Origin of the sequence: Flagellimonas amoyensis (genome assembly GCF_003058265.1) — a bacterium.
Taxonomy (GTDB): Bacteria; Bacteroidota; Bacteroidia; order Flavobacteriales; family Flavobacteriaceae; genus Flagellimonas; species Flagellimonas amoyensis.
In genome coordinates, this window is sequence record NZ_QBUK01000002.1 from 68,962 (window position 1) to 90,890 (window position 21,929).

Here is a 21,929-nt window from a genome sequence, read left to right on the forward strand (position 1 = left end):
TCAAGGATTTTCATGTACGCCATACTCGATATTGAAAGCACGGGAGGAAAATACAATGAAGAGGGCATCATGGAAATTGCCATATATCGTTTTGATGGGCATCAAGTCGTGGACCAGTTCATCTGCTTGATCAATCCGGAAAGGGAAATACAGCCCTTTGTTGCCAAACTCACGGGCATCAACAACAAAATGCTCCGCTCCGCTCCCAAATTCCATGAGGTGGCCAAACGGATCGTTGAAATTACCGAAGGGGCTGTCATTGTGGCGCACAATGCCCAATTTGACTACAGGATCCTCCGTACCGAATTCAGGCGTTTGGGGTATGATTACCAACGAAAGACCCTCTGTACCGTAGATCTTTCCAAACAATTGATCCCAGATGCCGAATCGCACAGTCTGGGCAAACTGGCCCGTTCGCTCGGAATTGCCACAAGCGACCGTCACCGGGCCAATGGAGATGCGCAGGCGACCTTGAAATTGTTCAAGTTGCTTCTGGGCAAGGATACGGACAAAAAGATCATCACGGAGGTCATGCGCGAAGAGACCCACGGGGAACTCTCGCCCAACCAGTTGGACATTGTCCTGAACCTTCCCTCGGAAACCGGGGTGTACTACATGTATGACAAGGATGGGGCCATTATTTTTATCGGCAAGACAAAGAACATCAAAAAAAGGGTGAACCAACACTTTACCAATGTGGGGAGCCTTGCCAGAAAGTTGCAAAAAGAAACAAAGAAGGTGGCCTATGAGACCACGGGCAGCGAATTGGTGGCCGTTTTGAAGGAATACCTCGAATCGTTCAAGAACAAACCAAAGTACAACAACAATCCCAGGAAAAAGCTTTTCTCGCACATCCTTGGGACGGAACAGAACAAATCGGGTTACCTTACCCTGAAAATTGAGAAGAGTAGGATGCTGAAGCTCGATAACATGGGATTCAACGGATTGGCTTCGGCCAAAAGTTTCTTGGACAAGATACGGTCCGAATTTGAACTGTGCTCCTGCTCCATCGATGTGGACAATGAGGCCCCAGATGACAACCGTACCGCTGAAGAGTGCAACTCCAAGATCATGTCCGCCCTGGAAAAATACAGCACGCACGCCAAGGATATGGTCATCCTGGACCGGGGACGCCAAACCGGTGAGCGCAGTTTTATTTTGATCAAATCTGGTGTGCTTCAAGGATATGGCCATGTGGAACTCAATTATCAGATCAATAATATTCATATCTTGGAATCGATTATGACGCCAATGTCCGGTGATGAAAACACCACTTTCATCATCCAATCCTTTTTAAGAAAGAGCAATGCACCAAAAACCATTGCGCTAAACCCAAAACCTTGAAAGCGTACAGACCACATAGCGGATGGAAGAGCAAACTTCATGAAATCATCTATGAAGCGGACACCCCTGCGGGAAAACTGTTTGACATTGTACTGTTCTTTCTGATCATCATCAGTGTGGTGTTGGTCATGCTGGAAAGTATAGAGGAGGTGGACCAAAACCATCACAGATTGCTCCTGACCCTGGAATGGTGCATCACGATTTTTTTCTCCCTGGAATACATTGCCCGCCTCATCAGCATCAAAAAACCGTGGAAGTACGTCTTCAGCTTTTATGGCATCATAGACTTTCTTTCCACCATCCCGTTGTATCTTTCCTACATCCTGGCCGGTTCGCAAGTGCTATTGGCGGTACGGGCCTTTCGGTTGCTACGGGTCTTCCGGATATTGAAATTGGTAAAATTTATCGGCGAGGCATCCCAACTGCAATCCGCCCTCAAGGCCAGCCGGACCAAAATCGCCGTGTTCATCTACGTGGTTTTGATCCTGTCCGTCATTTTGGGCACCCTGATGTACCTGATTGAAGGTGATGAAGCAGGATTCACCAGCATTCCACGAAGCATCTACTGGACCATTGTCACCCTTACCACTGTGGGGTATGGTGATATTGCTCCCCAGACCCCTTTAGGGCAATTTTTGGCCACGGTAATCATGATCTTGGGTTATGGGATCATTGCTGTGCCCACAGGAATCGTGACTGCCGAATTTTCCATGAGTAAAAAGGAGAAAGAAGGCTCCAATGTGGTCCACGTAAACACTCAGGCTTGTCCCAACTGCTCGGCTGAAGGCCATAGGGACGATGCCACACATTGTTATAACTGCGGACATCCATTATGAGCCAAAAAATCCTGTTAGCAGTGGTAGGTCCTACGGCGATTGGAAAAACTTCACTCGGTATCCTCTTGGCCAAGCATTTTCAAACGGAAATCGTTTCTGCGGATTCCCGTCAGTTTTTTAAGGAAATGGAAATAGGTACCGCCGTGCCCTCTCCATCGGAACTCAATGCGGCCACCCATCATTTCATTCAACACAAGAGCATTTTTGAACCGTACTCCGTGGGCGATTTTGAACGTGAGGCCATGGAACTATTGGAAACGTTGTTCCAAAAACATGATATTGTGGTCATGGTCGGCGGCAGCGGGCTCTATGTGGATGCCGTAGTGAACGGCCTGGATGAATTTCCCGAAGTTGACCCTAAAATCCGTGCTTCGCTGGACCACAGACTGCAAGAGGAAGGTCTGGAATCCCTCCAAACTGAATTGAAGCACCGAGATCCCGCGTATTACAATGTGGTTGACCTGGACAACCCCCACCGGCTCATCAGGGCGCTGGAGGTGTGCATTGCAAGCAATGCCCCCTATTCCTCCTTCTTGGGCCACAACAGACCCGAGAGGCCGTTCAAAACGCTTTATATCGGTCTTGAAGCTCCAAGAAGCATCATTTATGAACTAATCAATGCTCGGGTGGACCTCATGATGGAATCCGGATTGCTGGATGAAGCCACCAAACTACATGCCCATAAAGCATTGAATGCGTTGCAAACAGTTGGCTACAAAGAACTTTTTGAATATATTGACGGACATTGTTCCCTCGAATTTGCCGTTTCGGAAATCAAGAAAAATACGAGACGTTTCGCCAAAAGGCAATTGACATGGCTGCGAAAAAACGAAGGCATACTCTGGGTGGAATACGATGCAGAACCGAACACCATGATCGAACAGATTACCAACCGACTCAAAACCGTGACCCATGCCTAAAAAGAACATCGTTTTGGTGGTCATGGGAGTGAGCGGCACCGGAAAAACAACTGTTGGGAAATTGCTTTCCGAAAAATTGAAATACCCCTTTTTTGATGGGGACGATTACCATCCGGCGGAAAATATCAAAAAAATGCAGAGTGGCACTCCCTTGGACGATGACGACCGAAAAGGGTGGCTCATTCGGTTGAACCAATTGGCCCTGGAACACAAAAAATCGGGTGCCGTGATTGCCTGTTCAGCCCTGAAGAAAAATTACAGGGGACTTTTGAGGGCCGGTTTGGGGAACAATATACAGTTCGTTTACTTGAAGGGCTCTTTTGAACTCATCAAATCCAGACTGGAGAGCAGAAAAGGACATTTCATGCCCTTACACCTCTTACAATCACAGTTTGACACCTTGGAGCCTCCTTTGAAGGCACTTACCTATTCAGTTGAGGCGAAACCTTCCAAGATAGTTGGGGACATTGTCAAAGAACTCAAGCAATAGGGATACTGTCAACTTTAATCAATAAAAAAGCCACCGATAAATCGGTGGCTTTTTGTATTATATGAAGTGGATTTTATTGATTTTCGGCCTTGACCACCAAACGGAAACCTTCCCCGTGGATGTTCAAGATTTCCACCATGTCGTCACGCTTGAGGTACTTTCTCAGTTTGGCAATATAAACGTCCATACTACGTGATGTGAAGTAATTGTCATCCCTCCAGATCTTGGTCAGTGCCAATTCGCGGGGCATGAGGTCATTTTCGTGGAGTGCCAACAAGCGCAAAAGCTCATTCTCCTTGGGCGACAATTTGATGGGATCCTCTTCTTTGAATTTCAGGAAGCGTAGTTTTGAGTTCAGGTGGAAATTCCCGATCTGGAACTCAAACTGCTTGCTGTCCGCCAAGGTACTGGATGCTTTTCTTTGAAGAATCGCCTTGAGTTTCATCAACAATACTTCGGAATCAAAGGGCTTGTTCAAATAATCATCCGCACCTGCCTTATATCCCTTCAACACATCCTCTTTCATGGTCTTGGCGGTAAGGAAGATGATCGGAATGTTCTCGTTCTTCTCGCGGATTTCCCTAGCCAAGGTAAATCCATCCTTGTAAGGCATCATCACATCCAAGATACAGACATCGTAATTGTCCTTCTTGAACTTTTCAAAACCTTCCATTCCGTTCTTGGCCAGAACAACATCAAAGTCGTTCATGTTCAAGTAATCTTTTAGGACAATCCCAAAATTTGGATCGTCTTCCACCAATAGTATCTTCTTTTTTTCTGTTTCCATAGTTTGATTTTAGATCAAGGGAAGTTTTATAAAGAACGTGCTTCCTTTTCCTTTTTCGCTCTCAGCGTAAACTTCTCCTTGATGATCTTCAATAATTCGTTTCACATAGGCCAATCCCAATCCGTGGCCTTTTACATTATGTATGTCACCGGTATGTTCCCGATAGAATTTTTCGAACACTTTCTTCAGTACGGCCTTGCTCATACCTGCTCCTTGGTCCTGTACCTTGATGATGATATTGTTCTTCACCACCTCCGTGAACACATCAATTTTTGGGGTCTCGGGCGAATATTTCACCGCATTGTCCAAAATGTTCACAATCACATTTGTCATGTGCATATCGTTTGCGAGCACATCCGACCTTTCGGCATCCAAATGGGCATTCACATAACCTCCCCTATCCTGCACTATCAACTCCACATGGGCAATGGCGTCACCGATAATATCGTGCATGTCCACCCTGTCCTTGTTGATGTCCAATTGGTTCTTCTCCAATTTCGATATCCGCAGTACGTTCTCCACTTGGGCATGCATCCGCTTGTTCTCGTCCCTGATCATCCCCAAATACCGCAGCACCTTTTCCTTGTCCTCGATGGACTTTGGGTTTCGGATGGCTTCCACGGCCAAGTTGATGGTGGCTATGGGAGTCTTGAACTCATGGGTCATATTGTTGATGAAATCCGACTTGATCTCCGATATCCTTTTTTGCTTTATCAATTGATAGATGGCACTGGTATAGGCTATCATAATGACCAAAGTGAAAACCAAGGACAATAGCGCCATTTTCATGATGGAACTGAAAATGAACCTTTTCATGGTCGGGAAGGTCAGCAATAGTGAAAAACTGGTATATCCCTCACTATCTTCAAAAATAGGGGCCTTATACATCTTCACTCCTGAGAACTTGAACTTGTTGGACCTTATCTTGGTGGGATATCCCTGACTGTACACCCCGTATTCGTAATCGATATTGATGTTCCTGTTCGACAGTTCTTGGCTCAGCAACAGTTCCAACTCTTGCTTGGACACCCTCTTGTGTATGGGCCTTGTCTTGGCATACTCCATGAAAACATCTTCCCAGGCCGCTCTTTCTATACTGGTAAGGCCACCTATCTTTTCCATTCGTTGGATGGGCGTAAGTCGATTGAAACTTTTCCCGTCCAAGCCATACTCTTCCTTGAACACGGCTTTGGTGCGCTTGCTCGTATAGTTTCTGAGGGTTGTGGTGTCCTCACCCGTAGTGTTATCAAAGAACGTTGATGATATGTTGTAATCTTCCTCTAGGATTCCATGGGAATAAAAAAGAATCTCATCAGAGTTCAAATCCCTGTCCACAAACAAAAAATTCCGGAACTGTGTACTCTTCGGCTCGACACTATCCACCATGGAAGCCAGACGATCGGAATATTCTTTCATCTCCATCATCTCCACCCTGTCCGCCACTTTATCCAGAATGTCCGTTACCGTCCTTGAGAACTGTTCTTCCTTGTCGTTTATGGATGTCCGTATCCAATAAACCTGAACGAAAATTATCCCTAAAAGGGATAAACTCATCAGAATGACCAGAAGAACGAATAGCTTCTTGTTCATTGTGCCAAAATTAAAAATTTAACATTTAGGCCTTTGGCCGTTTAACCTAACCTTAACAAAAATGTTAAAATTATGTCGCCATTGCCATAAGTTTGGTGTGAAGTTCTTTAACTCGCTCCTTTACGGTTTCCAAATCTAGGTTCTCGATACAGAAATGGGCCAGATCCACTTTGTCCGCATCGTCCATTTGGTTTTTCATCCGTTCCAATACGGCTTTTGGCCCTACGCCGTCCCTTTCCATCACTCGGTTAAGGCGTACATCTAGAGGTGCCGTCACCAGAATGATGTGGTCGTAGTGGTCCTGGGACCCGTTTTCAAAGATCAGGGCGGTCTCCTGCACCACATATGGGGCGTTTTGGGCCTTGGCCCATTCCTTGAAATGATTTCTTACTGCAGGATGTACGATCGCATTCAGTTTTTGAAGCAATTCAGGATTCTTGAACACCTTTTCTGCCACAAAGGACCTGTTCAGCTCCTTGCCTTGGTATGCGGTTTCGCCCAAAAGACCTATTATGGCTTCCCTGACCTTGTCTGAAGAGGTCATCAATTGTTTGGCCTCGGAATCGGAATCGTAAACCGGCACCCCGAGTTCCCTGAACATTCTGGCCACGGTGCTCTTTCCGCTGCCAATTCCTCCCGTAAGTCCAACAATTCTCATAACTGCTTCAATACAAAATTGACCGTGTTGTTTTCCTGCAACCTTACATCATATACATTCTCGGGACGTTGGGTGATTTTGAGGAAAAGGGTACTGCCTTCGGACCCGTTCAGTTGGGCATAATCCGCTACCACTTCAAAATCGGCCTTGGAAATCTCCTTCAAACGATCTATCGTTGCCTTGCAGACCACTGTTACCCTATCCGGAAAGGTCTGTACCTGATATCCCTCGGGAATGTTCAATACCTTCACGGGGACCTCGAAAACCTTTTCCGAAAACTTGGCCACCCTTCCCGAAACAACGGCCTTTCCTGCAGAAAAGACACTGTTTTCCAACCCTTTGGGCAACTTCAGGGACACTTCGCGTGAAAAATCACTGGAAACATTGTTCATCTGCAGCACAGATGTAGTAATCTCATCGATGCTATCAATTTCCCTGCTTGGTCCTTTGACAACAATATGGTCCGGAGTGATCAAAATCCCTCCTTCCAACAAATAGTTTTGCTGGAGCTGGAGGTTCAGGTTTGCTTTGATGGGTATCTCTTTTGAGGCCACACGGTACATATCCACCACAAGTTCCCTTCTATCCAGATCCATCAACGAGATGTTCTGGGACAGTTGCAGGTCCATTTGTTTGCGGAGCTCTTCACCGGCCAATACATATTTTCCATTTTGGAATGTGGTTTGGGACACATCCACATCAATGCGCTCCTTGAAAAAGTTATGGTACAGAAACTGGAACCCGCTGGCCCTGATCTTTGCTTGGATCACATCCTCCGAATCCTTGCCCAACAGAAGCGTGTCCGGCAAGTTTCTGTAATTGAGGATAAAATCGGTCCGAGATTCGTAGGATTCGGACAGGTTACTGATGAACCACGACAAAAATGAGCATAGCAGGAAGAGTGAGAACACTTTCACTTTCTTTTGGTTGAGCCCGCTCAGCAACTTCTTGAACACTTTCTACTTTTTCTTGAAAAACAGTTTTGGAAACAGCTCCTCTGGTTCCTTGTTACTAAAAGTAAGCAAGATCGTGGACTTAAGAAAACCGACTCCATACCCATAAAATTGGGTCAATGCGGCATAAAGTGCCAAAAAAGCAACTTGGATATCCCTGTTTTTGATCCATGCATCGAGAAACAAAACCAAAAAATAAAAAATATAGAGCATCAAGGGAAGCCACATCCCAAAAAAAGAAATGACCAAGGACAGACCTAGACCCAACATAAAAAGCGTTGGAAACCAATAGGTAGGTCTGGCGGTACCTGGATGCCATGTATTGAGAATGGGGCGTACCATTCCAAATTTGTTCACTTGGATATAAAACTTGTTCCAATCGATACGCCTTTTGTGGTATACGAAGGCGTTGGGGAACAATCGGGAATCGAAACCCGCCTTCCAAATACGGAAAGTGAGGTCGGGGTCCTCTCCGGGGTGTATGCGGCCAAAACCACCCACTTTGGCAAAGGCCTCGCTGGAAATCCCCATGTTAAAACTTCGCGGCTGGAATTTCCCCACTGCTTTTTTTCCTCCGCGTATCCCTCCAGTGGTAAAAAAGGAGGTCATCACATAATTGATTGCTTTTTGTACCGTGGTGAACGATTGGTCCGCAGCATCCGGTCCACCAAAACAGTGTACAAACTCCCTTTTGAGTTCCTTGTCCACTTCGGTGAGGTATTGTTGGGGAAGGATACAATCGGAATCCAGAATGATGAAGTAATTTCCCTTGGCCCTTTGCATGCCAAAGTTCCTGGAATCGCCGGGGCCTGAATTGGATTTGTAATAGTAGGAGATGTGGAGCTTGTCCTGAAACCCTTCCACTACCCTTTCCGAGCTTTCCGAAGAGCCATCTTCAACGATCACCACTTCAAAATCTTCCTTAAAATCCTGTTTCCGAAGGCTTTCCAAAAGCTCCCGGATTTCTTCAGGCCTGTTGTACACAGGCACCACTATGGAGAAAAAGGTGTTCATGTGAAATAGAAAAGCCATCCCTAAAAAGGATGGCTTCCTGTATTATTTATGTTGCTTATTTGCTAAACTCATCGATTACCTCTTGGCTTACCCCGGTATTGGAGAACCCACCGTCATGGAAGAGGTTCTGCATGGTCACTTTTTTGGTGAGGTCCGAGAACAGGCTCACGGTGTAGTTGGCACAGTCATCGGCCGTGGCATTGCCCAAGGGGGACATCTTCTCGGCATAGTTGATGAACCCGCCGAACCCTTTCACACCTTGCCCGGCCGTGGTCGGGGTCGGAGATTGGGAAATGGTGTTCACACGAACTTTCTTTTCCTTTCCGAAGAAATAGCCAAAACTTCTGGCCACGGATTCCAAATAGGCCTTGTTATCGGCCATATCGTTGTAATCCGGAAAGGTCCTTTGTGCCGCCATATAGGTCAGGGCCACAATGCTGCCCCACTCGCTCATGGCGTCGGCCTTATATAAGGTCTGCAATACTTTGTGGAAAGATAACGCGGACACATCCCAGCCCTTGGCGGTGAAATCGTAGTTCTCGTCTGTGTAGGCCCTTCCTTTTCTAACATTGACGGACATTCCTATGGAGTGAAGGACAAAGTCCAGTTTACCGCCCAAAACTTCCATGGATTGCTCCACGAGGTTCTTCAAGTCTTCTTCATTGGTGGCATCTGCCGGAATGATCTCTGAGTTGGTCTTTGCGGCCAGTTCCTTTATCTGCCCCATGCGCATTGCAATGGGTGCGTTGGTAAGCACAAACGTGCCTCCTTCTTCATGGACCCGTTCCGCGGTTTTCCATGCAATGGAATTTTCATCCAATGCTCCAAAAATGATTCCTCTCTTACCTTTTAAAAGATTGTATGCCATATGTTCTTTCAATTGTTGATTGTGGGACAAAGATATTTATTCTGATTCACTATTGCCCAATAAAAGCGCAAAAGACCGCTGCACTAAAAGAATAGAGGAAAAAGATTCATAATTATTGCAACAGTTCCCTTGCATGGGCCAATGCGGACTCGGATATGCTCTTGCCGCCCAACATTTCTGCAAGTTCCCTCACCCGTTCTTCCACACTCAACTGTTTGATGTGGGTGCTCGTCCCCTCTTCACTCTCTTCCTTATATACCTTGAACTGGTACTGTCCCTTGGAGGCCACTTGGGGCAAATGGGTAATGGAAAACACTTGCATGTTCTGACTCATTTGCTGCATGATCTCGCCCATGCGGTTGGAAATCTCCCCGGAAACCCCGGTATCGATCTCATCGAACATCAAGGTGGGCAAATGTTCGTAGGTCGCCAAAATGGATTTGATAGTCAGCATGATGCGGGAAAGTTCCCCGCCCGATGCCACTTTCTTCAACTCTCCGTAACTGGAACCTTTATTGGCCGAAAACAAGAATTCGAGATCATCTTTTCCATTGGTTTTGAAGGCATTGGATAGGTTTATCTCGATCTTAAAAGTAGCTGATGGCATTCCCAAGGACGCCAGATTCTCCTGGAGTACCTGCTTCAGTTGGGGAACAACCCCTTTTCTGGCTTTGTGTATGTTTTGGGCCCATGCTTCCACTTGCTGGGTAATCCGGCCCACTTCACCTTTCTTTTCCGCTATTTTTGATTCAATATTGGCAACAGCTTCCACTTTCAGGGCCAACTCATCACGTATAACGATCAATTCAGCTACTGTGGCCACATGATGCTTTTTCTGTAGGTCGTAGAGTAACTGCAACTGACCGTTCACGACTTCCAATCGTGCGGGATCGGCCTCCACGGTATCTTTCAGTTGTTCTATTTCCGAAGCAATGTCGTCGGTTTCTATCAACACGGATTCAATCCGTTCGCCAAGTGATTTGTATGCAGGGCCAAACTCGGTCAAGACTTGAAAGGCACGCCTCAGATCGGCCAATCGGCCCAAAATGCCCAGTTGCTCATCGTTCAGCAATTGATGTCCCGCAGAAAGCTGCTCCATGATCTGCTCTACATTGCTCAACTGCTCATATTCCGTTTCCAGCTCCTCTTGCATGCCTTCCTTCAACTTGGCTTCTTCCAGTTCCTTGAGCAAAAAACTGTTGTATTCGTGCTCCTTGTCCGCATTGGACTGGAACGTTTCCAACTCTTTCAGCTCTTTGGCGGCCTTCTTCAGCAATTGCAATTGCGCTCCATATTCCTTTAGATTGTCGGCATTTCCGGCGAGGGCATCCACCACCTTCATCTGGAAGTCGTTCTCCGTGAGCCTCATCGTCTGGTGCTGGGAATGCACGTCCACCAATTGATCGCCCAAAGCCTTCAACACGTCCAAAGTAACGGGCGTATCGTTCACAAAGGCCCTGGATTTGCCACTTGGCAGGATTTCCCTGCGGAGAATGGTCACATCTTCGTAATCCAGGTCATTTTCCTTGAAAAACTGTTGGAGTTGGTATTTTGAAAGGTCAAACTCAGCTTCAATGACACATTTTTGCTCCTCGTTCTTGAGGGACGTGAGATCGGCACGCTTGCCCAACACCAAGGAAAGACCTCCCAACAAGATGGACTTTCCTGCGCCGGTTTCCCCTGTAATGGTCGTGAAACCTTTGGGGAACGCAACGTTCACATCGTCTATCAACGCATAATTTTGGATGGAAAGATTTGTCAGCAATTCTGAAGATTTTATCCGTAAATATAAATCTCTTTATAGAACTGCACTAGTATTTTATCTCATTCCAAGTGTTGGAATAGAATGGGGCCACTTTGTTCAGGGTTTCTTTCAGTTTGACAACATCTACCGTAGGTCCATCGGAAAAGATGTTCTGGATCTCCTCGGACTTGGCGTCAAAAAAGGTCTGGATCAGAAAGGCATTGGGCCTTCGCTGCACCAAAGTCTCAAAAAGCCGAAGGCTTCCCGCAACGATCTGCTTCCCGGTACTGTTGTTGTCCGCCAAAATGTCCAATCCCTTCCTATGGTAGTTGTACATGGCGATGCGGTATTCCCTAAACGAGTTGCTGAGCAGGTTATCCACCAATTCAAACCGGGTACGTTGTCCTGTTTCTTGGCTCCACCCACTATAATTGGAACTCTGGGCCTGGGTAACAATGTTTTGTGCCCTTCGGTAATAATCGTTTCCTCCTTCCAATGAAAAAGTATCGGCATCCAATCCCAAAACCATATAAACGTAGTAGGACATCACGGCCACTAGATTGGAATCGAAGGAGTTGGGGTTATAGACCAAGGGTTGGAATTCCTGATATTGAAAGTTAAAGGCATCGTCCTTATAATTGAACACAGGGCTTTCGTAGGAAGTGTTGAACACCGGCCTTGACGACTGGATCTGTATGTTGGCCTCAAAACGGTCCGATTCGTATTGGGTCACCGTGATGAACATCCGCGCATTCACCCGTTCGTTCTCCCGATACGTCCTGTTCGTCCATTTGCTTTTGTTGACAAAATCGTTCAGGGAACGCTCCAAGGTTCTGAAAATCTGCTGATTGGTCTGCCCCACCTGATCGGAATTGACCGTGACCACACAATTGAGTTCTTGTGCAGAGAGCGACAACGAAATGAAAAGTAAAAAAATGGACAACAGTGTCTTACGCATGGATCCTGGAGATGATTTCTTCCCAAATGTCCGAGGCCACTTCGGGCTTCGTCTTCAATCCAAACGTTTTTATGTCCAAATTCTTATCAATGAAGGTAATTTTATTGGTCCCTGCACCAAAACCTGCCCCATCCTCCTTCAATGAATTCAGGACGATACCATCTAGGTTTTTGCGCTTCAGCTTGCCCTTCGCATTTTCCAGCTCATTTTCGGTCTCCAACGCAAAGCCTACCAAAAACTGGTGTTTTTTTTCTTCTCCAAGGGACAGGAGGATGTCCGGGTTCCGTTCCAGCTCGATCTGCATGTCGCCATCCTTCTTCTTGATCTTTTCCGTTGCCACATGCTTGGGTCGATAATCTGCGACCGCCGCGGCGCAGATGGCCACGTCCACGGTCTTGTAGTGCTTGTGGCAGGCATCGTACATTTCCCGTGCCGATGTAACCCTGATCAACTCAACCGAGCCATGTTCCAGGTTCAAATAGGTAGGTCCGGACACCAAAATCACCTTTGCGCCAAGGTCTGCGGCCTTTTTGGCCAGTTCAAAGCCCATGGTCCCCGATGAATGGTTGCCCAAAAAACGGACAGGATCAATAGGTTCGTGGGTCGGCCCAGCGGTGATCAGTACTTTTTTGCCACTCAAGGGCAATCCTTTTGCCAGATCCGCCTCGATAAAACTGATGATATTTTCCGGTTCTGCCATACGTCCCTCGCCTTGTAGGCCACTGGCCAATTCCCCTGACTCGGCAGGAATGAGGACATTGCCAAAGGATTCCAATTTTTCGATGGAAGTCTTGGTGGATGGATGCTTGTACATATCCAAATCCATTGCGGGCGCAAAATACACGGGGCATTTTGCAGAAAGGTAGGAGGCCAAAAGTAGATTGTCGCAGGTTCCGTTGGCCATTTTGGAAAGCGTATTGGCCGTAGCGGGGGCAATGAGCATAATATCTGCCCAAAGACCCAATTCCACATGGTTGTTCCAAGAAATGCTCCCCTCCTCTTCGTGGACAAAATCCAGCAGAACGGGATTTTTGGACAACGTGGATAGTGTGAGGGGGGAAACAAAAGAGCTGGCACTCTCGGTCATCACTATTTTGACCTGGGCACCAGCTTTGATCAGTAACCTAACCAGAAATGTGGTCTTGTACGCGGCAATTCCCCCGGAAATACCCAAAAGGATGTTCTTACCGCCAAGCATTTCTTAGGCGTCTTTCTCTGTGTTCCTGTAATAGATTTTGTCTTCCAACCACTCCTGAACGGCCAAAGCATGGGGTTTTGGCAATTTTTCGTAGAACTTGGACACTTCTATCTGCTCCTTGTTCTCAAAAACTTCCTCCAAACTATCGCTGTAGGTGGCAAACTCCTCCAGTTTTTCCAACAACTCTTTTTTGATGTCAGAGTTGATCTGGATAGCACGCTTTGAAGCTATGGAAATGGCTTCGTAGATGTTTCCGGTCTTGGAATCGAACTCATTCCTGTTGTGGGTAGCTGTGGAAACCGGAGCTTTGGTATTCTTCAAATCTTGCATAATGTGTGCAGCTTTAAACTTTTTATTTTGAAACGGTGGTGGTATATGCGCCCAGTTCCTTCTGGATGGACTTGGCAAGGTCGTCTGCCTTGTCCTTGAACTTGGTTTCCGGAAAGTAGCGCATTAAATTGTTGTATGATCCAAGAGCGTCTTCCAAACGTTCTTTCTTTTTGTCCTCGGTACTGTTCATGGCAAGGTTGGTAGTCGCCTCAATACGGTAGTAGAGTGCCTCCTCCCTGTAGATGGAACCTGGATTGTCCGAAATAAAATTGTCAAGGGCCGTGATGGCAGAAATCAAAATGGGATAGTTGAACTTGCCCAATTTATTGAACTGTTTGGCTATCTCGATCTCTTTTTTCTCTTTTTTGGTGGTCAGCTCCGTGGCCATGGCGTTGGCCTCTTCGAAAAATTCTGACTCTGGATAGGTGTTGATAAAGACCTGTAGCTTGGAAAGTGCCTTGTCCGTATCGGTTTGGTCCAGCGTATATCGTGGGGACAGCTCATAATAGCTCTTGGCCCCATAAAAACTGGCCTCCTGTATTTTTTCACTTCTGGGGTAGGATTTCACAAAGCGCTCAAACTGATATCCGGCCAAGTAATAATCCTCATTTTTGTAATAACAGTCGGCAAAGAAGAACATGACCCGTTCTCCTTGGGGTTTTCCAACATATTGTGGAGCTATCTGCTCGAACAGTCGAACTGCTCTTTTGTAATCCCCTTCGTTATATAGTTTTTCGGCCAAATCGTATTTGGCTTTGGAGTCCGTGTTCTTGAGTACTTTTTGGTACTCGCTACAGGACGTTAGAAAAACTACTGCTACGCAAAGAAGGAGAATTGACCTCATTTTCAAAAACATTTTGCAAAATTAGTGATAATGAACGGATTTAAAAAAAGATTTTACCGCTCAAAAGTAAGGGTATGGAGGTCACTACCCAATAACCAAGGGCAATATTTAACGAATTTTAAACACGTGCCGCGTCCATCGACTTCAAAAATGCCTGGATCTTGCTTTTCAATGATGGACTTGCCTCCACCAAGGGCAACTTGACCGTGGCCTTGGAAAGCCCTAGGTTTTCCAGCACACTTTTGATGCCTGCCGGGTTTCCTTCCTCAAAAATGAGTCCCATCAAAGGCAAAAGTTGGTAGTGGATCTGATAGGCTCCTGCTGTATTGCCCTGTATGCACAGATTCATCATTTTGGAGAATTGGGAAGGCAATCCTTGTCCCAAGACCGATATCACCCCTGCTCCACCCGCCAAAACGGTTGGAAGTGCGGTGAAATCATCACCGGAGATGATCAAAAAATCCTTGGGTTTGCCAGCGATGATCTTATCGATCTGCACCATATCACCACAAGCTTCCTTGATGCCGATGATGTTGGAAAAATCGTGTGCGAGGCGCAATGTGGTCTCGGGCGACATGTTACTTCCGGTTCTCGAAGGCACATTGTATAGGATGACTGGCTTTGGGGAAGCTCCCGCAATGGCCTTGAAATGCTGATAGATGCCCTCCTGGGTAGGCTTATTGTAGTATGGGGACACGGATAGAACGGCATCGTATTCCGTCAGATCCAAAGCATTCAATTCCTCCACAAGCGCTTCGGTATGATTTCCCCCAACACCCAATACCAAAGGCAATCTTCCGGCATTGGTGCGCACCACTACATCCATGACCAATTGTTTGTCGGCCTTGGAAAGTGTGGCAGATTCCCCAGTGGTGCCCAACACCACTAGATAATCAACACCTCCTTGGATGTTGTGCTCCACAATTTGTTGTAGGGCAATGGTATCCACGGATAAATCTTCCCTGAACGGAGTAACCAAAGCGACTCCTGTACCGATCAATTGTTCCATCTATATTTCGTTTAAAACCTTTAAATATTTTTTCAGTTCCGTCTTGAACAATTTAAAATCGTTCAAGGGCGTATTCAAGATCAAATCGTTGATCTGTTGATCCTGAGACCCTAAGCCCACCTTCAAACGAGCCTGTGTCTTTACGGACAGCAGCTTCATCATCAGGTTGTCCTCTTCATAATAGTTGATGAGCATATCGTACTCCCTACCCAAAAACTCCAGTACATATCCGTTCTCTATCTGCCCTTTCCACCCTAGGTCCCTGTCCGAGAACATTTGGATGGAGTATGGGGAGTTTTTGTCGTATTCCCTCTTATACCCAACAATCTTTATGGCATTGGGGCGTAGCGAAAATTCCTCGATCAATTCATAAAAGAGCTCGGCCTTCTGGAAATTGTCCACGTCCACTATACAGCCAACACTGGTAATTCCTTTTTCCCGGTCTATGGGCGTGGAGGGCTTTTGCATTTCCTCCTTCAAATATTTGAGCCCAGATTTAACCTTAAATTTGTCTTGGAGTCCCCTTATGAACATATTTTTGTGCATTTTTACAAAGGTAAATAATCTACCAAGACGACTTAACAAAGATACGCACGTGATTGATTTAAAATTTAAACAAATTGTTGCAATTGTAACTTTTTGTTTTTTATTCTCCTGCAAGAATACTACCGGTGACCTCGCCGAAATTCAAGGAAAGCAGATTCCCATTGATGCGTCCATCAAACCGACCGAATCCATATCCGAATTTGTCTCCCCATACAAAAACCGCATAAACGAAGTGCTGGACAGCACCTTGGCCTATGCCCCAAAACCATTTTTATTGGACGATGGCAAGCGGAACACTTCCATGGGCAACCTGATGGCCGACATCGTTTTTGAAGAAACGGCCCCTATTTTCAAGAGCAGGACAGGAAAAGATCTAGATTTTGTGGTGCTCAATTACGGTGGTGTACGATCCATCATTTCCGCAGGCAATGTCAGCGCGCGAAATGCTTATGAGGTGATGCCTTTTGAAAATTATATCGTAGTGGTGGAACTGGATGGTTCCGCCGTGAGAAAGCTCATTGATTTTGTGGCCAAGGCCACCCGAAGACATCCTGTTTCGGGGATACATATCGTAGTGGACAAAAATAGTGGCCTGGAAGCCGTGGACATCCAAGGGGAACCTTTTGATGAATCCCGCAACTATTACGTCGCCACTTCCGATTATCTGGTACAGGGTGGGCCGAGCATCGGCTTTTTCAATGAAATGATATCTGTTACCGATACCGATTACCTATTGCGCAATGCCATTATTGACCATTTCAGGAAAGTAGACACCTTGAAAGCTGTAGTGGACGATCGTTTTATACAACTGGATAAATAAAATGGAAAGAGTTATTAAGTTACAGGGTTACTCCGTTATTCGGCAAATGGTTCGCTTCAATAACTCAATGATCCATAACCCAATAACTCTTATGAAAATGATATTCATAAAAAGTGAAGTCATACACTTAAGTGTATAGTTTCAACAACATATGTGACCAATGAAAAGAAGGGATTTTATAACGAACACCGCTGCTGCTTCCACCCTCATAGGTCTTGGAGGATTGGGGATGAATTCTTGCTCCCGTTTGGGCCAAAAGCACATCACCATTTTGCACACCAACGATGTGCACAGCCACATAGATCCATTTCCTGCCTCCCACTCCGAGTTTGCCAACTTGGGCGGAATTGCCAAAAGGGCCACTTTGGTGGAGCACATACGAAACGAGAACCCGAATACCTTGCTTTTTGATGCCGGGGACATTTTCCAAGGGACGCCCTATTTCAATTTTTATGGAGGCGAACTGGAGTTCAAGTTGATGAGCAAATTGAAGTATGATGCATCGGCCATCGGCAACCATGATTTTGACAACGGGATCGATGGACTTTTGGCCCAAATGCCCCATGCCTCCTTTGAGCTTATCTGCGCCAACTACGATTTCACCAACACAGTAATGAACGGCTATGTGAAACCTTACAAGACCTACTTGGTGGACGGTGTCAAAATTGGGGTATATGGACTTGGCATTGCGTTGGATGGGCTTGTCACCAAAAAGTTGTACAAAGAAACTGTTTATCTGAATCCGTATGAGATTGCTTTGGATATGGAGCGAAAATTAAAGGAGGAGGAAAACTGCGACCTGGTCATCTGTCTTTCACATTTGGGATACGACTATGACAATCCCGAAAGACCCATGGACACCCAATTGGCCCAACGCACCCATTATACCGACCTGATCATTGGGGGGCATACCCACACCTTTCTTGAAAAACCTGATGTGCGGACCAACCAGAAAGGAAATGCTGTTTTAGTGAACCAAGTGGGCTGTTACGGCATCAATTTGGGGCGTATCGATTTCTATTTTGATCCTGATAAAAATGCCTCTGCCGAAGGCGTGAGTATTGTGGTCTGATGTGGTTGGGGAAGTTTAAGGTTTCGGGTCTCAGCTCAAAGTTCAAGTCCAAGAGCAAAAAAAAACCAATAAACTACCACCAAATCACAAATTCCAATAACCTGAAACCGCAAACTAGGAAAGGTAGTAAACAGTTTGTCCAGAGCAACTGTCCCCTTGAGGGGACTTTAGGGGTGTTTTTAGGGGACACGAATTGCACAAATCACTTCCGACGTTTCGACTGCGCTCAACGTGACACTTCAGACTTCTGACTTCTGACTTCTCAAAGATGCGCCTCCACCAAAACCTTGAGCTCTTCTTCCAGGCCATACTCCGGAAAAGGCCGGCCTGCTTGTCGATACCAATATCCCGCATTCCACTTATCCCCTTCCCAGCGATGTAGGTACGCATGGATCCAACTACCCATGGAGGTGTGGATGTCCTGTGCAATATTGTGCGAAGCATCCCAATCCTCCTTGGCAGCAAACCAAAGGGATTGCAAGGACTCTGGCCAATCCGTGGGCGGAGCGGTCAAATCCAGACTTTCCTGAAAGGCGTCGTAGGTTTTGGGTCTCATGCGTGCAATTTTTGTAAAAATTCCTGTTCGGATATGATGGGTACCCCCAGACTTTCCGCTTTGATCCTTTTGCTGGGCCCCATACTGTCCCCCGCCACCACAAAACTGGTCTTTGAAGATATGGAAGAGGCTACTTTGCCCCCATTGTCCTCGATCAGCTTTTTCAATTCGTCCCTACTGACGGTCTCAAAAACTCCCGAAACCACAAAAATCTGCCCCTTCAACTTGTCCGTTTGGTTCTCCAGTTGTTCTTCCGATAAGGAGAATTGCAATCCGTAGGATTTCAAGCGATCAATGATCTCCAAATTGGTAGGTTCGGAGAAAAAGTTGACCACACTTTCCGCAATACGCTCCCCAATTTCATCCACGGCCACCAATTCTTCCTGGGATGCGGCCATCAAGGCATCGATGTTCTTATAGGCCTTGGCCAGTTTTTTGGCCACGGTTTCCCCCACGTATCGAATACCCAAGGCAAAAAGTACCCGTTCAAAAGGGATGGCTTTGGAGGCAGCAACCCCGTTCACCAAATTTTCCGCGGATTTATCTGCCATACGTTCCAAAGGAACGACCTGCTCCTTGGTCAAGGTGTATAGGTCTGCGTAGTTAGCAATCAACCCTTGTTTGAAGAGCAGTTCCACCGTTTCACTTCCCATACCCTCAATGTCCATGGCCTTCCGGGAAATAAAATGCTGGATGCGCCCCGTGATCTGGGTGGGACATCCCGTGTCATTCGGGCAGAAATGTTGGGCCTCCCCTTCCTTTCGGATCAGTTCGGTGGCACATTCTGGACAATGGGTAATATATTCGGTCGGTTTGGAATCGGCAGGTCGCTTGGTAAAATCCACCGCGATGATCTTGGGGATGATCTCTCCTCCCTTTTCCACAAAAACGGTATCGCCCACCCGAACATCCAACTTGGCAATTTGATCGGCATTGTGCAAAGAAGCGCGTTTCACCGTGGTACCCGCCAACAGAACAGGTTGAAGATTTGCCACAGGAGTTATGGCACCGGTCCTTCCTACTTGATAGGTGATCTCATTGAGCACCGTGGAGGCCTGTTCTGCCTGAAATTTATAGGCCATGGCCCATCGGGGGGATTTGGCGGTATAGCCCAACTCTTCCTGCTGCTGTATGCTGTTCACTTTGACCACTACCCCATCCGTTTCGTAGGGCAAGTGGTGCCGATTCGTGTCCCAATGTTCCACGAACTGCATCACCTCGGCGGTGGATTTGCAGAGCTTGGCCACTGTCGGGACCTTAAAACCCCATGAGCGGGCCTTTTCCAAGACCTCAAATTGGGAAGATATGCCCAGATTGCTGCCTGTAATACTGTAGAGCAGGCATTCCAAAGGACGTTGGGCAACAAGGGCACTGTCCTGCAATTTCAAACTGCCGGAAGCTGTGTTCCTTGGGTTCATGTAGGGGTCCTCCCCAGCCTCCAAGCGTTCTTGGTTCATTTTGGCAAACCCCTCCAAGGTGAGGATGATTTCTCCTCGGATATCAAATTTAGGAGGATAGTCCCCTTTCAATTGCAAAGGGACCGATCGTATCGTTTTGATGTTGGTAGTCACATCATCTCCTTGAAAGCCATCGCCCCGTGTGACCGCCCTTACCAGTTTTCCCTCTTCGTAGGTCAGGCTGATGGAAGCTCCGTCGTACTTCAGCTCACAGGTAAACTCAACCTCCACATCACCCAAAATGCGCTGGATACGCTTTTCCCAATCCTCAAGATCCTCTTTGGAATACGAATTGTCCAAGGAATACATCCTATGCTCATGCGCCACGGTATCAAAGTTCTTGGTGACCATGCCCCCTACGCGAATTGTGGGCGAAGCGGGATCATAAAACTCTGGATGCTGTGCTTCCAATTGCTGAAGCTCTTTGAGCTTCATGTCAAATTCATAATCGGAGATGGAGGGTTGGTCTAGCACATAGTATTTGTAATTGTGCTCGTTGAGTTCTTCCCGTAGGGCGATTATTTTTTGTTGGATGTCCATTTCTGTTGTGCTTTTAGCATTCTGTCATTGCCGAAGATGTCCTTTCGCAGTTCAATTTCCGAAAAATTATGGGCTTTCAAAAGCGCCTTTGTTTCCTCTCCCAGATACTGGTTGATTTCCAGATAGAGACTTCCCCCTTCTTTCAAACGGGTTCTGCCAAATTGGGCAATGGCCCTATAAAAAACAAGCGGGTCCCCATCGGACACAAAAAGCGCCAAAGATGGTTCATGGTCTTTGACGTTGTTCTTCATTTCTTCCTTTTCCAACTCCCTGACATAGGGCGGATTGGATACGATGATATCAAGTTCAAGCTCAAGTTCAGGGGCAAGGATGTCGTTTTTCAGGAAGGTGATATCCACTTGGTTCAGCCTTGCATTTTCACGGGCCACTTCGAGTGCCCTTTCCGAAACATCGACGGCATATACTTTTGCATGGGGCAAATGTTTGGCCAGGGCAATGGCGATACAACCACTTCCGGTGCCGATATCCAAAATTCGCAAGGAATGGTCATTGAGCGTAGTCGAAATGACGCTTCGACTACGCTCAGCGTCCAGATTCTTCTTTTTTGTTTGACAATCCTCCAAAATCCACTCCACCAACTCCTCGGTTTCTGGTCTGGGAATCAGAACGGCTCCGTTCACGTGAAGTTCCAAGTCCATAAAATGGGCCGTTCCCAGAATATATTGCAGAGGCATTTCCTGCTTCAATTGGGACAATGCCTCGAACAACGGCTGCTCCTCTTCCTTGGTCAAAACAAGTTCGGGTTGGATGGCCAATATGAACCGTTCCAATTTCAGATAGTGTTCAATGCAACGGTAAAAAAAGGAATCGATTTCTTCCTTGGGATAGGTCTTCCCCAATTCGTCATGAAAAATGTTCTTGATCTCCTTGAGCAGCATTACAACTTTTTAAGCATCCAAACGGGGCAGGAAAAATGCCCTGTGTTCCCCAATGGCGCATCAATATATTCAAAACCACTTTTCTTATAGAGTTTTTGGGCCGCCGCCATATAGGGCATGGTTTCCAGATAACATTCATCAAACCCAAAATCCTTGGCCTTTTGCAAACATATCAGCATCATTTCCGAGCCGATGCCCTTGCCCCTGGCCTCTTCCAAAAAGTACATCTTTTGCAGCTCGCAAACGTTGCCCGTATAGTTCTGCAATGGGGCGATGCCGGCACAGCCGATGACCTTTCCATCGTGCTCCACCACAAAATAGGTTGCCTTGGGCACGTCATATTCGGCATACATATCGTCCAGAGCTTTGTCCGCATAGGCGGTGCCCACTTTTGGGACACCCATGTCCTCCAAGACCTTGCGGATCACCTTGGCCACTTGTTCGTTATCTTCGGGCTGAATTTCCCGAATTTTCGCATTTCCCATAATGCCGTTTA

23 protein-coding genes are annotated in these 21,929 nt (G+C 46.6%); 6 read left to right on the plus strand and 17 right to left on the minus strand.

Translation table 11 applies throughout. The features are described 5' to 3' along the window. Positions 1 to 12: 12 nt before the first annotated feature. The 4 genes from DB398_RS02785 to DB398_RS02800 are packed head-to-tail and all read left to right on the plus strand — an operon-like array spanning position 13 to position 3,590. Complete coding sequence (locus tag DB398_RS02785) at positions 13 to 1,344, plus strand: exonuclease domain-containing protein (RefSeq protein WP_108422892.1); 1,332 nt, start codon at positions 13 to 15, stop codon at positions 1,342 to 1,344. Beyond that, positions 1,341 to 2,180 (plus strand): ion transporter, encoded by an 840-nt coding sequence (locus DB398_RS02790; protein WP_108422893.1) that lies wholly within the window; start codon positions 1,341 to 1,343, stop codon positions 2,178 to 2,180. The genes DB398_RS02785 and DB398_RS02790 overlap by 4 nt, the downstream gene beginning before the upstream one ends. Then, on the plus strand, positions 2,177 to 3,100 hold the full coding sequence (gene miaA / locus DB398_RS02795) for a tRNA (adenosine(37)-N6)-dimethylallyltransferase MiaA (protein ID WP_108422894.1): 924 nt from the start codon (positions 2,177 to 2,179) through the stop codon (positions 3,098 to 3,100). Before DB398_RS02790 ends, miaA begins: the two co-directional genes overlap by 4 nt. Then, the gene (locus DB398_RS02800) at positions 3,093 to 3,590 is read left to right on the plus strand and encodes a gluconokinase (protein ID WP_234416010.1); all 498 of its coding nucleotides are present in this window, start codon (positions 3,093 to 3,095) and stop codon (positions 3,588 to 3,590) included. The genes miaA and DB398_RS02800 overlap by 8 nt, the downstream gene beginning before the upstream one ends. A 73-nt stretch (positions 3,591 to 3,663) precedes the next feature. On the opposite strand, the gene DB398_RS02805 is transcribed toward DB398_RS02800, so the two are convergent. The 13 genes from DB398_RS02805 to DB398_RS02865 all read right to left on the minus strand — a co-directional run bounded on the left by DB398_RS02805 (position 3,664) and on the right by DB398_RS02865 (position 16,077). Continuing rightward, entirely contained in the window at positions 3,664 to 4,377 is a 714-nt protein-coding gene (locus tag DB398_RS02805) for a response regulator transcription factor (RefSeq protein ID WP_108422896.1), read from the minus strand. Between the two features lie 9 nt (positions 4,378 to 4,386). Next, positions 4,387 to 5,967 (minus strand): sensor histidine kinase, encoded by a 1,581-nt coding sequence (locus DB398_RS02810; RefSeq protein ID WP_108422897.1) that lies wholly within the window; start codon positions 5,965 to 5,967, stop codon positions 4,387 to 4,389. A gap of 70 nt (positions 5,968 to 6,037) precedes the next feature. Further along, complete coding sequence (gene coaE / locus DB398_RS02815) at positions 6,038 to 6,625, minus strand: dephospho-CoA kinase (protein ID WP_108422898.1); 588 nt, start codon at positions 6,623 to 6,625, stop codon at positions 6,038 to 6,040. Beyond that, the gene (locus DB398_RS02820) at positions 6,622 to 7,581 is read right to left on the minus strand and encodes a CdaR family protein (RefSeq protein ID WP_108422899.1); all 960 of its coding nucleotides are present in this window, start codon (positions 7,579 to 7,581) and stop codon (positions 6,622 to 6,624) included. The genes coaE and DB398_RS02820 overlap by 4 nt, the downstream gene beginning before the upstream one ends. A 3-nt stretch (positions 7,582 to 7,584) precedes the next feature. Continuing rightward, positions 7,585 to 8,592, minus strand: coding sequence for a glycosyltransferase family 2 protein (locus tag DB398_RS02825; protein WP_108422900.1), 1,008 nt, complete (start codon positions 8,590 to 8,592; stop codon positions 7,585 to 7,587). Positions 8,593 to 8,647: 55 nt separating this feature from the next. Further along, positions 8,648 to 9,460 carry an enoyl-ACP reductase FabI gene (locus DB398_RS02830; protein ID WP_108422901.1) on the minus strand — a complete coding sequence of 271 codons (813 nt, stop codon included), beginning with the start codon at positions 9,458 to 9,460 and terminating at the stop codon, positions 8,648 to 8,650. A 112-nt stretch (positions 9,461 to 9,572) separates the two neighbouring features. Further along, a complete protein-coding gene (gene recN / locus DB398_RS02835) occupies positions 9,573 to 11,225 on the minus strand; it encodes a DNA repair protein RecN (protein WP_108422902.1) in 1,653 nt (550 codons plus the stop codon). Between the two features lie 46 nt (positions 11,226 to 11,271). Further along, entirely contained in the window at positions 11,272 to 12,162 is an 891-nt protein-coding gene (gene porD, locus DB398_RS02840) for a type IX secretion system protein PorD (protein ID WP_108422903.1), read from the minus strand. Then, entirely contained in the window at positions 12,155 to 13,360 is a 1,206-nt protein-coding gene (gene coaBC, locus DB398_RS02845; RefSeq protein ID WP_108422904.1) for a bifunctional phosphopantothenoylcysteine decarboxylase/phosphopantothenate--cysteine ligase CoaBC, read from the minus strand. The genes porD and coaBC overlap by 8 nt, the downstream gene beginning before the upstream one ends. 3 nt (positions 13,361 to 13,363) lie before the next feature. Beyond that, a complete protein-coding gene (locus tag DB398_RS02850) occupies positions 13,364 to 13,690 on the minus strand; it encodes a DNA-directed RNA polymerase subunit omega (protein ID WP_108422905.1) in 327 nt (108 codons plus the stop codon). 22 nt (positions 13,691 to 13,712) lie between these two features. Then, the gene (locus tag DB398_RS02855) at positions 13,713 to 14,546 is read right to left on the minus strand and encodes an outer membrane protein assembly factor BamD (RefSeq protein WP_108422906.1); all 834 of its coding nucleotides are present in this window, start codon (positions 14,544 to 14,546) and stop codon (positions 13,713 to 13,715) included. Between the two features lie 106 nt (positions 14,547 to 14,652). Continuing rightward, positions 14,653 to 15,543: a 4-hydroxy-tetrahydrodipicolinate synthase gene (gene dapA / locus DB398_RS02860; protein ID WP_108422907.1), complete on the minus strand. Its 891-nt coding sequence runs from the start codon at positions 15,541 to 15,543 to the stop codon at positions 14,653 to 14,655. After that, positions 15,544 to 16,077, minus strand: a complete 534-nt coding sequence (locus DB398_RS02865) for a DUF6913 domain-containing protein (protein ID WP_108422908.1) — start codon at positions 16,075 to 16,077, stop codon at positions 15,544 to 15,546. Between the two features lie 61 nt (positions 16,078 to 16,138). Between DB398_RS02865 and DB398_RS02870 the strand changes: the two genes are divergently transcribed. Both DB398_RS02870 and DB398_RS02875 read left to right on the plus strand, forming a co-directional pair. After that, positions 16,139 to 16,909: a 5'-nucleotidase C-terminal domain-containing protein gene (locus DB398_RS02870; RefSeq protein ID WP_234416012.1), complete on the plus strand. Its 771-nt coding sequence runs from the start codon at positions 16,139 to 16,141 to the stop codon at positions 16,907 to 16,909. Between the two features lie 160 nt (positions 16,910 to 17,069). Next, complete coding sequence (locus tag DB398_RS02875; RefSeq protein ID WP_108422909.1) at positions 17,070 to 17,981, plus strand: metallophosphatase; 912 nt, start codon at positions 17,070 to 17,072, stop codon at positions 17,979 to 17,981. Positions 17,982 to 18,243: 262 nt separating this feature from the next. Here DB398_RS02875 and DB398_RS02885 read toward each other — a convergent pair whose 3' ends face one another. From DB398_RS02885 to DB398_RS02900, 4 genes are read right to left on the minus strand one after another with little or no spacing between them, the layout of a single operon-like run. Continuing rightward, on the minus strand, positions 18,244 to 18,537 hold the full coding sequence (locus DB398_RS02885; protein WP_108422911.1) for a hypothetical protein: 294 nt from the start codon (positions 18,535 to 18,537) through the stop codon (positions 18,244 to 18,246). After that, positions 18,534 to 20,534 carry an NAD-dependent DNA ligase LigA gene (gene ligA, locus DB398_RS02890; RefSeq protein ID WP_108422912.1) on the minus strand — a complete coding sequence of 667 codons (2,001 nt, stop codon included), beginning with the start codon at positions 20,532 to 20,534 and terminating at the stop codon, positions 18,534 to 18,536. The genes DB398_RS02885 and ligA overlap by 4 nt, the downstream gene beginning before the upstream one ends. Further along, a complete protein-coding gene (prmC, locus tag DB398_RS02895) occupies positions 20,513 to 21,433 on the minus strand; it encodes a peptide chain release factor N(5)-glutamine methyltransferase (RefSeq protein WP_108422913.1) in 921 nt (306 codons plus the stop codon). Before prmC ends, ligA begins: the two co-directional genes overlap by 22 nt. Continuing rightward, complete coding sequence (locus DB398_RS02900; RefSeq protein WP_108422914.1) at positions 21,433 to 21,918, minus strand: GNAT family N-acetyltransferase; 486 nt, start codon at positions 21,916 to 21,918, stop codon at positions 21,433 to 21,435. The genes prmC and DB398_RS02900 overlap by 1 nt, the downstream gene beginning before the upstream one ends. Positions 21,919 to 21,929: the final 11 nt, after the last annotated feature.

What these genes read in the sequence shown, in the direction of transcription:
- DB398_RS02785 (WP_108422892.1), top strand. Translation starts at nt 13, where the DNA reads ATGTACGCCATACTCGATATTGAAAGCACGGGAGGAAAATACAATGAA.
- miaA (WP_108422894.1), top strand. Translation starts at nt 2,177, where the DNA reads ATGAGCCAAAAAATCCTGTTAGCAGTGGTAGGTCCTACGGCGATTGGA.
- DB398_RS02800 (WP_234416010.1), top strand. Translation starts at nt 3,093, where the DNA reads ATGCCTAAAAAGAACATCGTTTTGGTGGTCATGGGAGTGAGCGGCACC.
- DB398_RS02805 (WP_108422896.1), bottom strand. Translation starts at nt 4,377, where the DNA reads ATGGAAACAGAAAAAAAGAAGATACTATTGGTGGAAGACGATCCAAAT.
- DB398_RS02810 (WP_108422897.1), bottom strand. Translation starts at nt 5,967, where the DNA reads ATGAACAAGAAGCTATTCGTTCTTCTGGTCATTCTGATGAGTTTATCC.
- coaE (WP_108422898.1), bottom strand. Translation starts at nt 6,625, where the DNA reads ATGAGAATTGTTGGACTTACGGGAGGAATTGGCAGCGGAAAGAGCACC.
- DB398_RS02825 (WP_108422900.1), bottom strand. Translation starts at nt 8,592, where the DNA reads ATGAACACCTTTTTCTCCATAGTGGTGCCTGTGTACAACAGGCCTGAA.
- DB398_RS02830 (WP_108422901.1), bottom strand. Translation starts at nt 9,460, where the DNA reads ATGGCATACAATCTTTTAAAAGGTAAGAGAGGAATCATTTTTGGAGCA.
- porD (WP_108422903.1), bottom strand. Translation starts at nt 12,162, where the DNA reads ATGCGTAAGACACTGTTGTCCATTTTTTTACTTTTCATTTCGTTGTCG.
- coaBC (WP_108422904.1), bottom strand. Translation starts at nt 13,360, where the DNA reads ATGCTTGGCGGTAAGAACATCCTTTTGGGTATTTCCGGGGGAATTGCC.
- DB398_RS02850 (WP_108422905.1), bottom strand. Translation starts at nt 13,690, where the DNA reads ATGCAAGATTTGAAGAATACCAAAGCTCCGGTTTCCACAGCTACCCAC.
- DB398_RS02855 (WP_108422906.1), bottom strand. Translation starts at nt 14,546, where the DNA reads ATGTTTTTGAAAATGAGGTCAATTCTCCTTCTTTGCGTAGCAGTAGTT.
- dapA (WP_108422907.1), bottom strand. Translation starts at nt 15,543, where the DNA reads ATGGAACAATTGATCGGTACAGGAGTCGCTTTGGTTACTCCGTTCAGG.
- DB398_RS02865 (WP_108422908.1), bottom strand. Translation starts at nt 16,077, where the DNA reads ATGTTCATAAGGGGACTCCAAGACAAATTTAAGGTTAAATCTGGGCTC.
- DB398_RS02875 (WP_108422909.1), top strand. Translation starts at nt 17,070, where the DNA reads ATGAAAAGAAGGGATTTTATAACGAACACCGCTGCTGCTTCCACCCTC.
- DB398_RS02885 (WP_108422911.1), bottom strand. Translation starts at nt 18,537, where the DNA reads ATGAGACCCAAAACCTACGACGCCTTTCAGGAAAGTCTGGATTTGACC.
- ligA (WP_108422912.1), bottom strand. Translation starts at nt 20,534, where the DNA reads ATGGACATCCAACAAAAAATAATCGCCCTACGGGAAGAACTCAACGAG.
- prmC (WP_108422913.1), bottom strand. Translation starts at nt 21,433, where the DNA reads ATGCTGCTCAAGGAGATCAAGAACATTTTTCATGACGAATTGGGGAAG.
- DB398_RS02900 (WP_108422914.1), bottom strand. Translation starts at nt 21,918, where the DNA reads ATGGGAAATGCGAAAATTCGGGAAATTCAGCCCGAAGATAACGAACAA.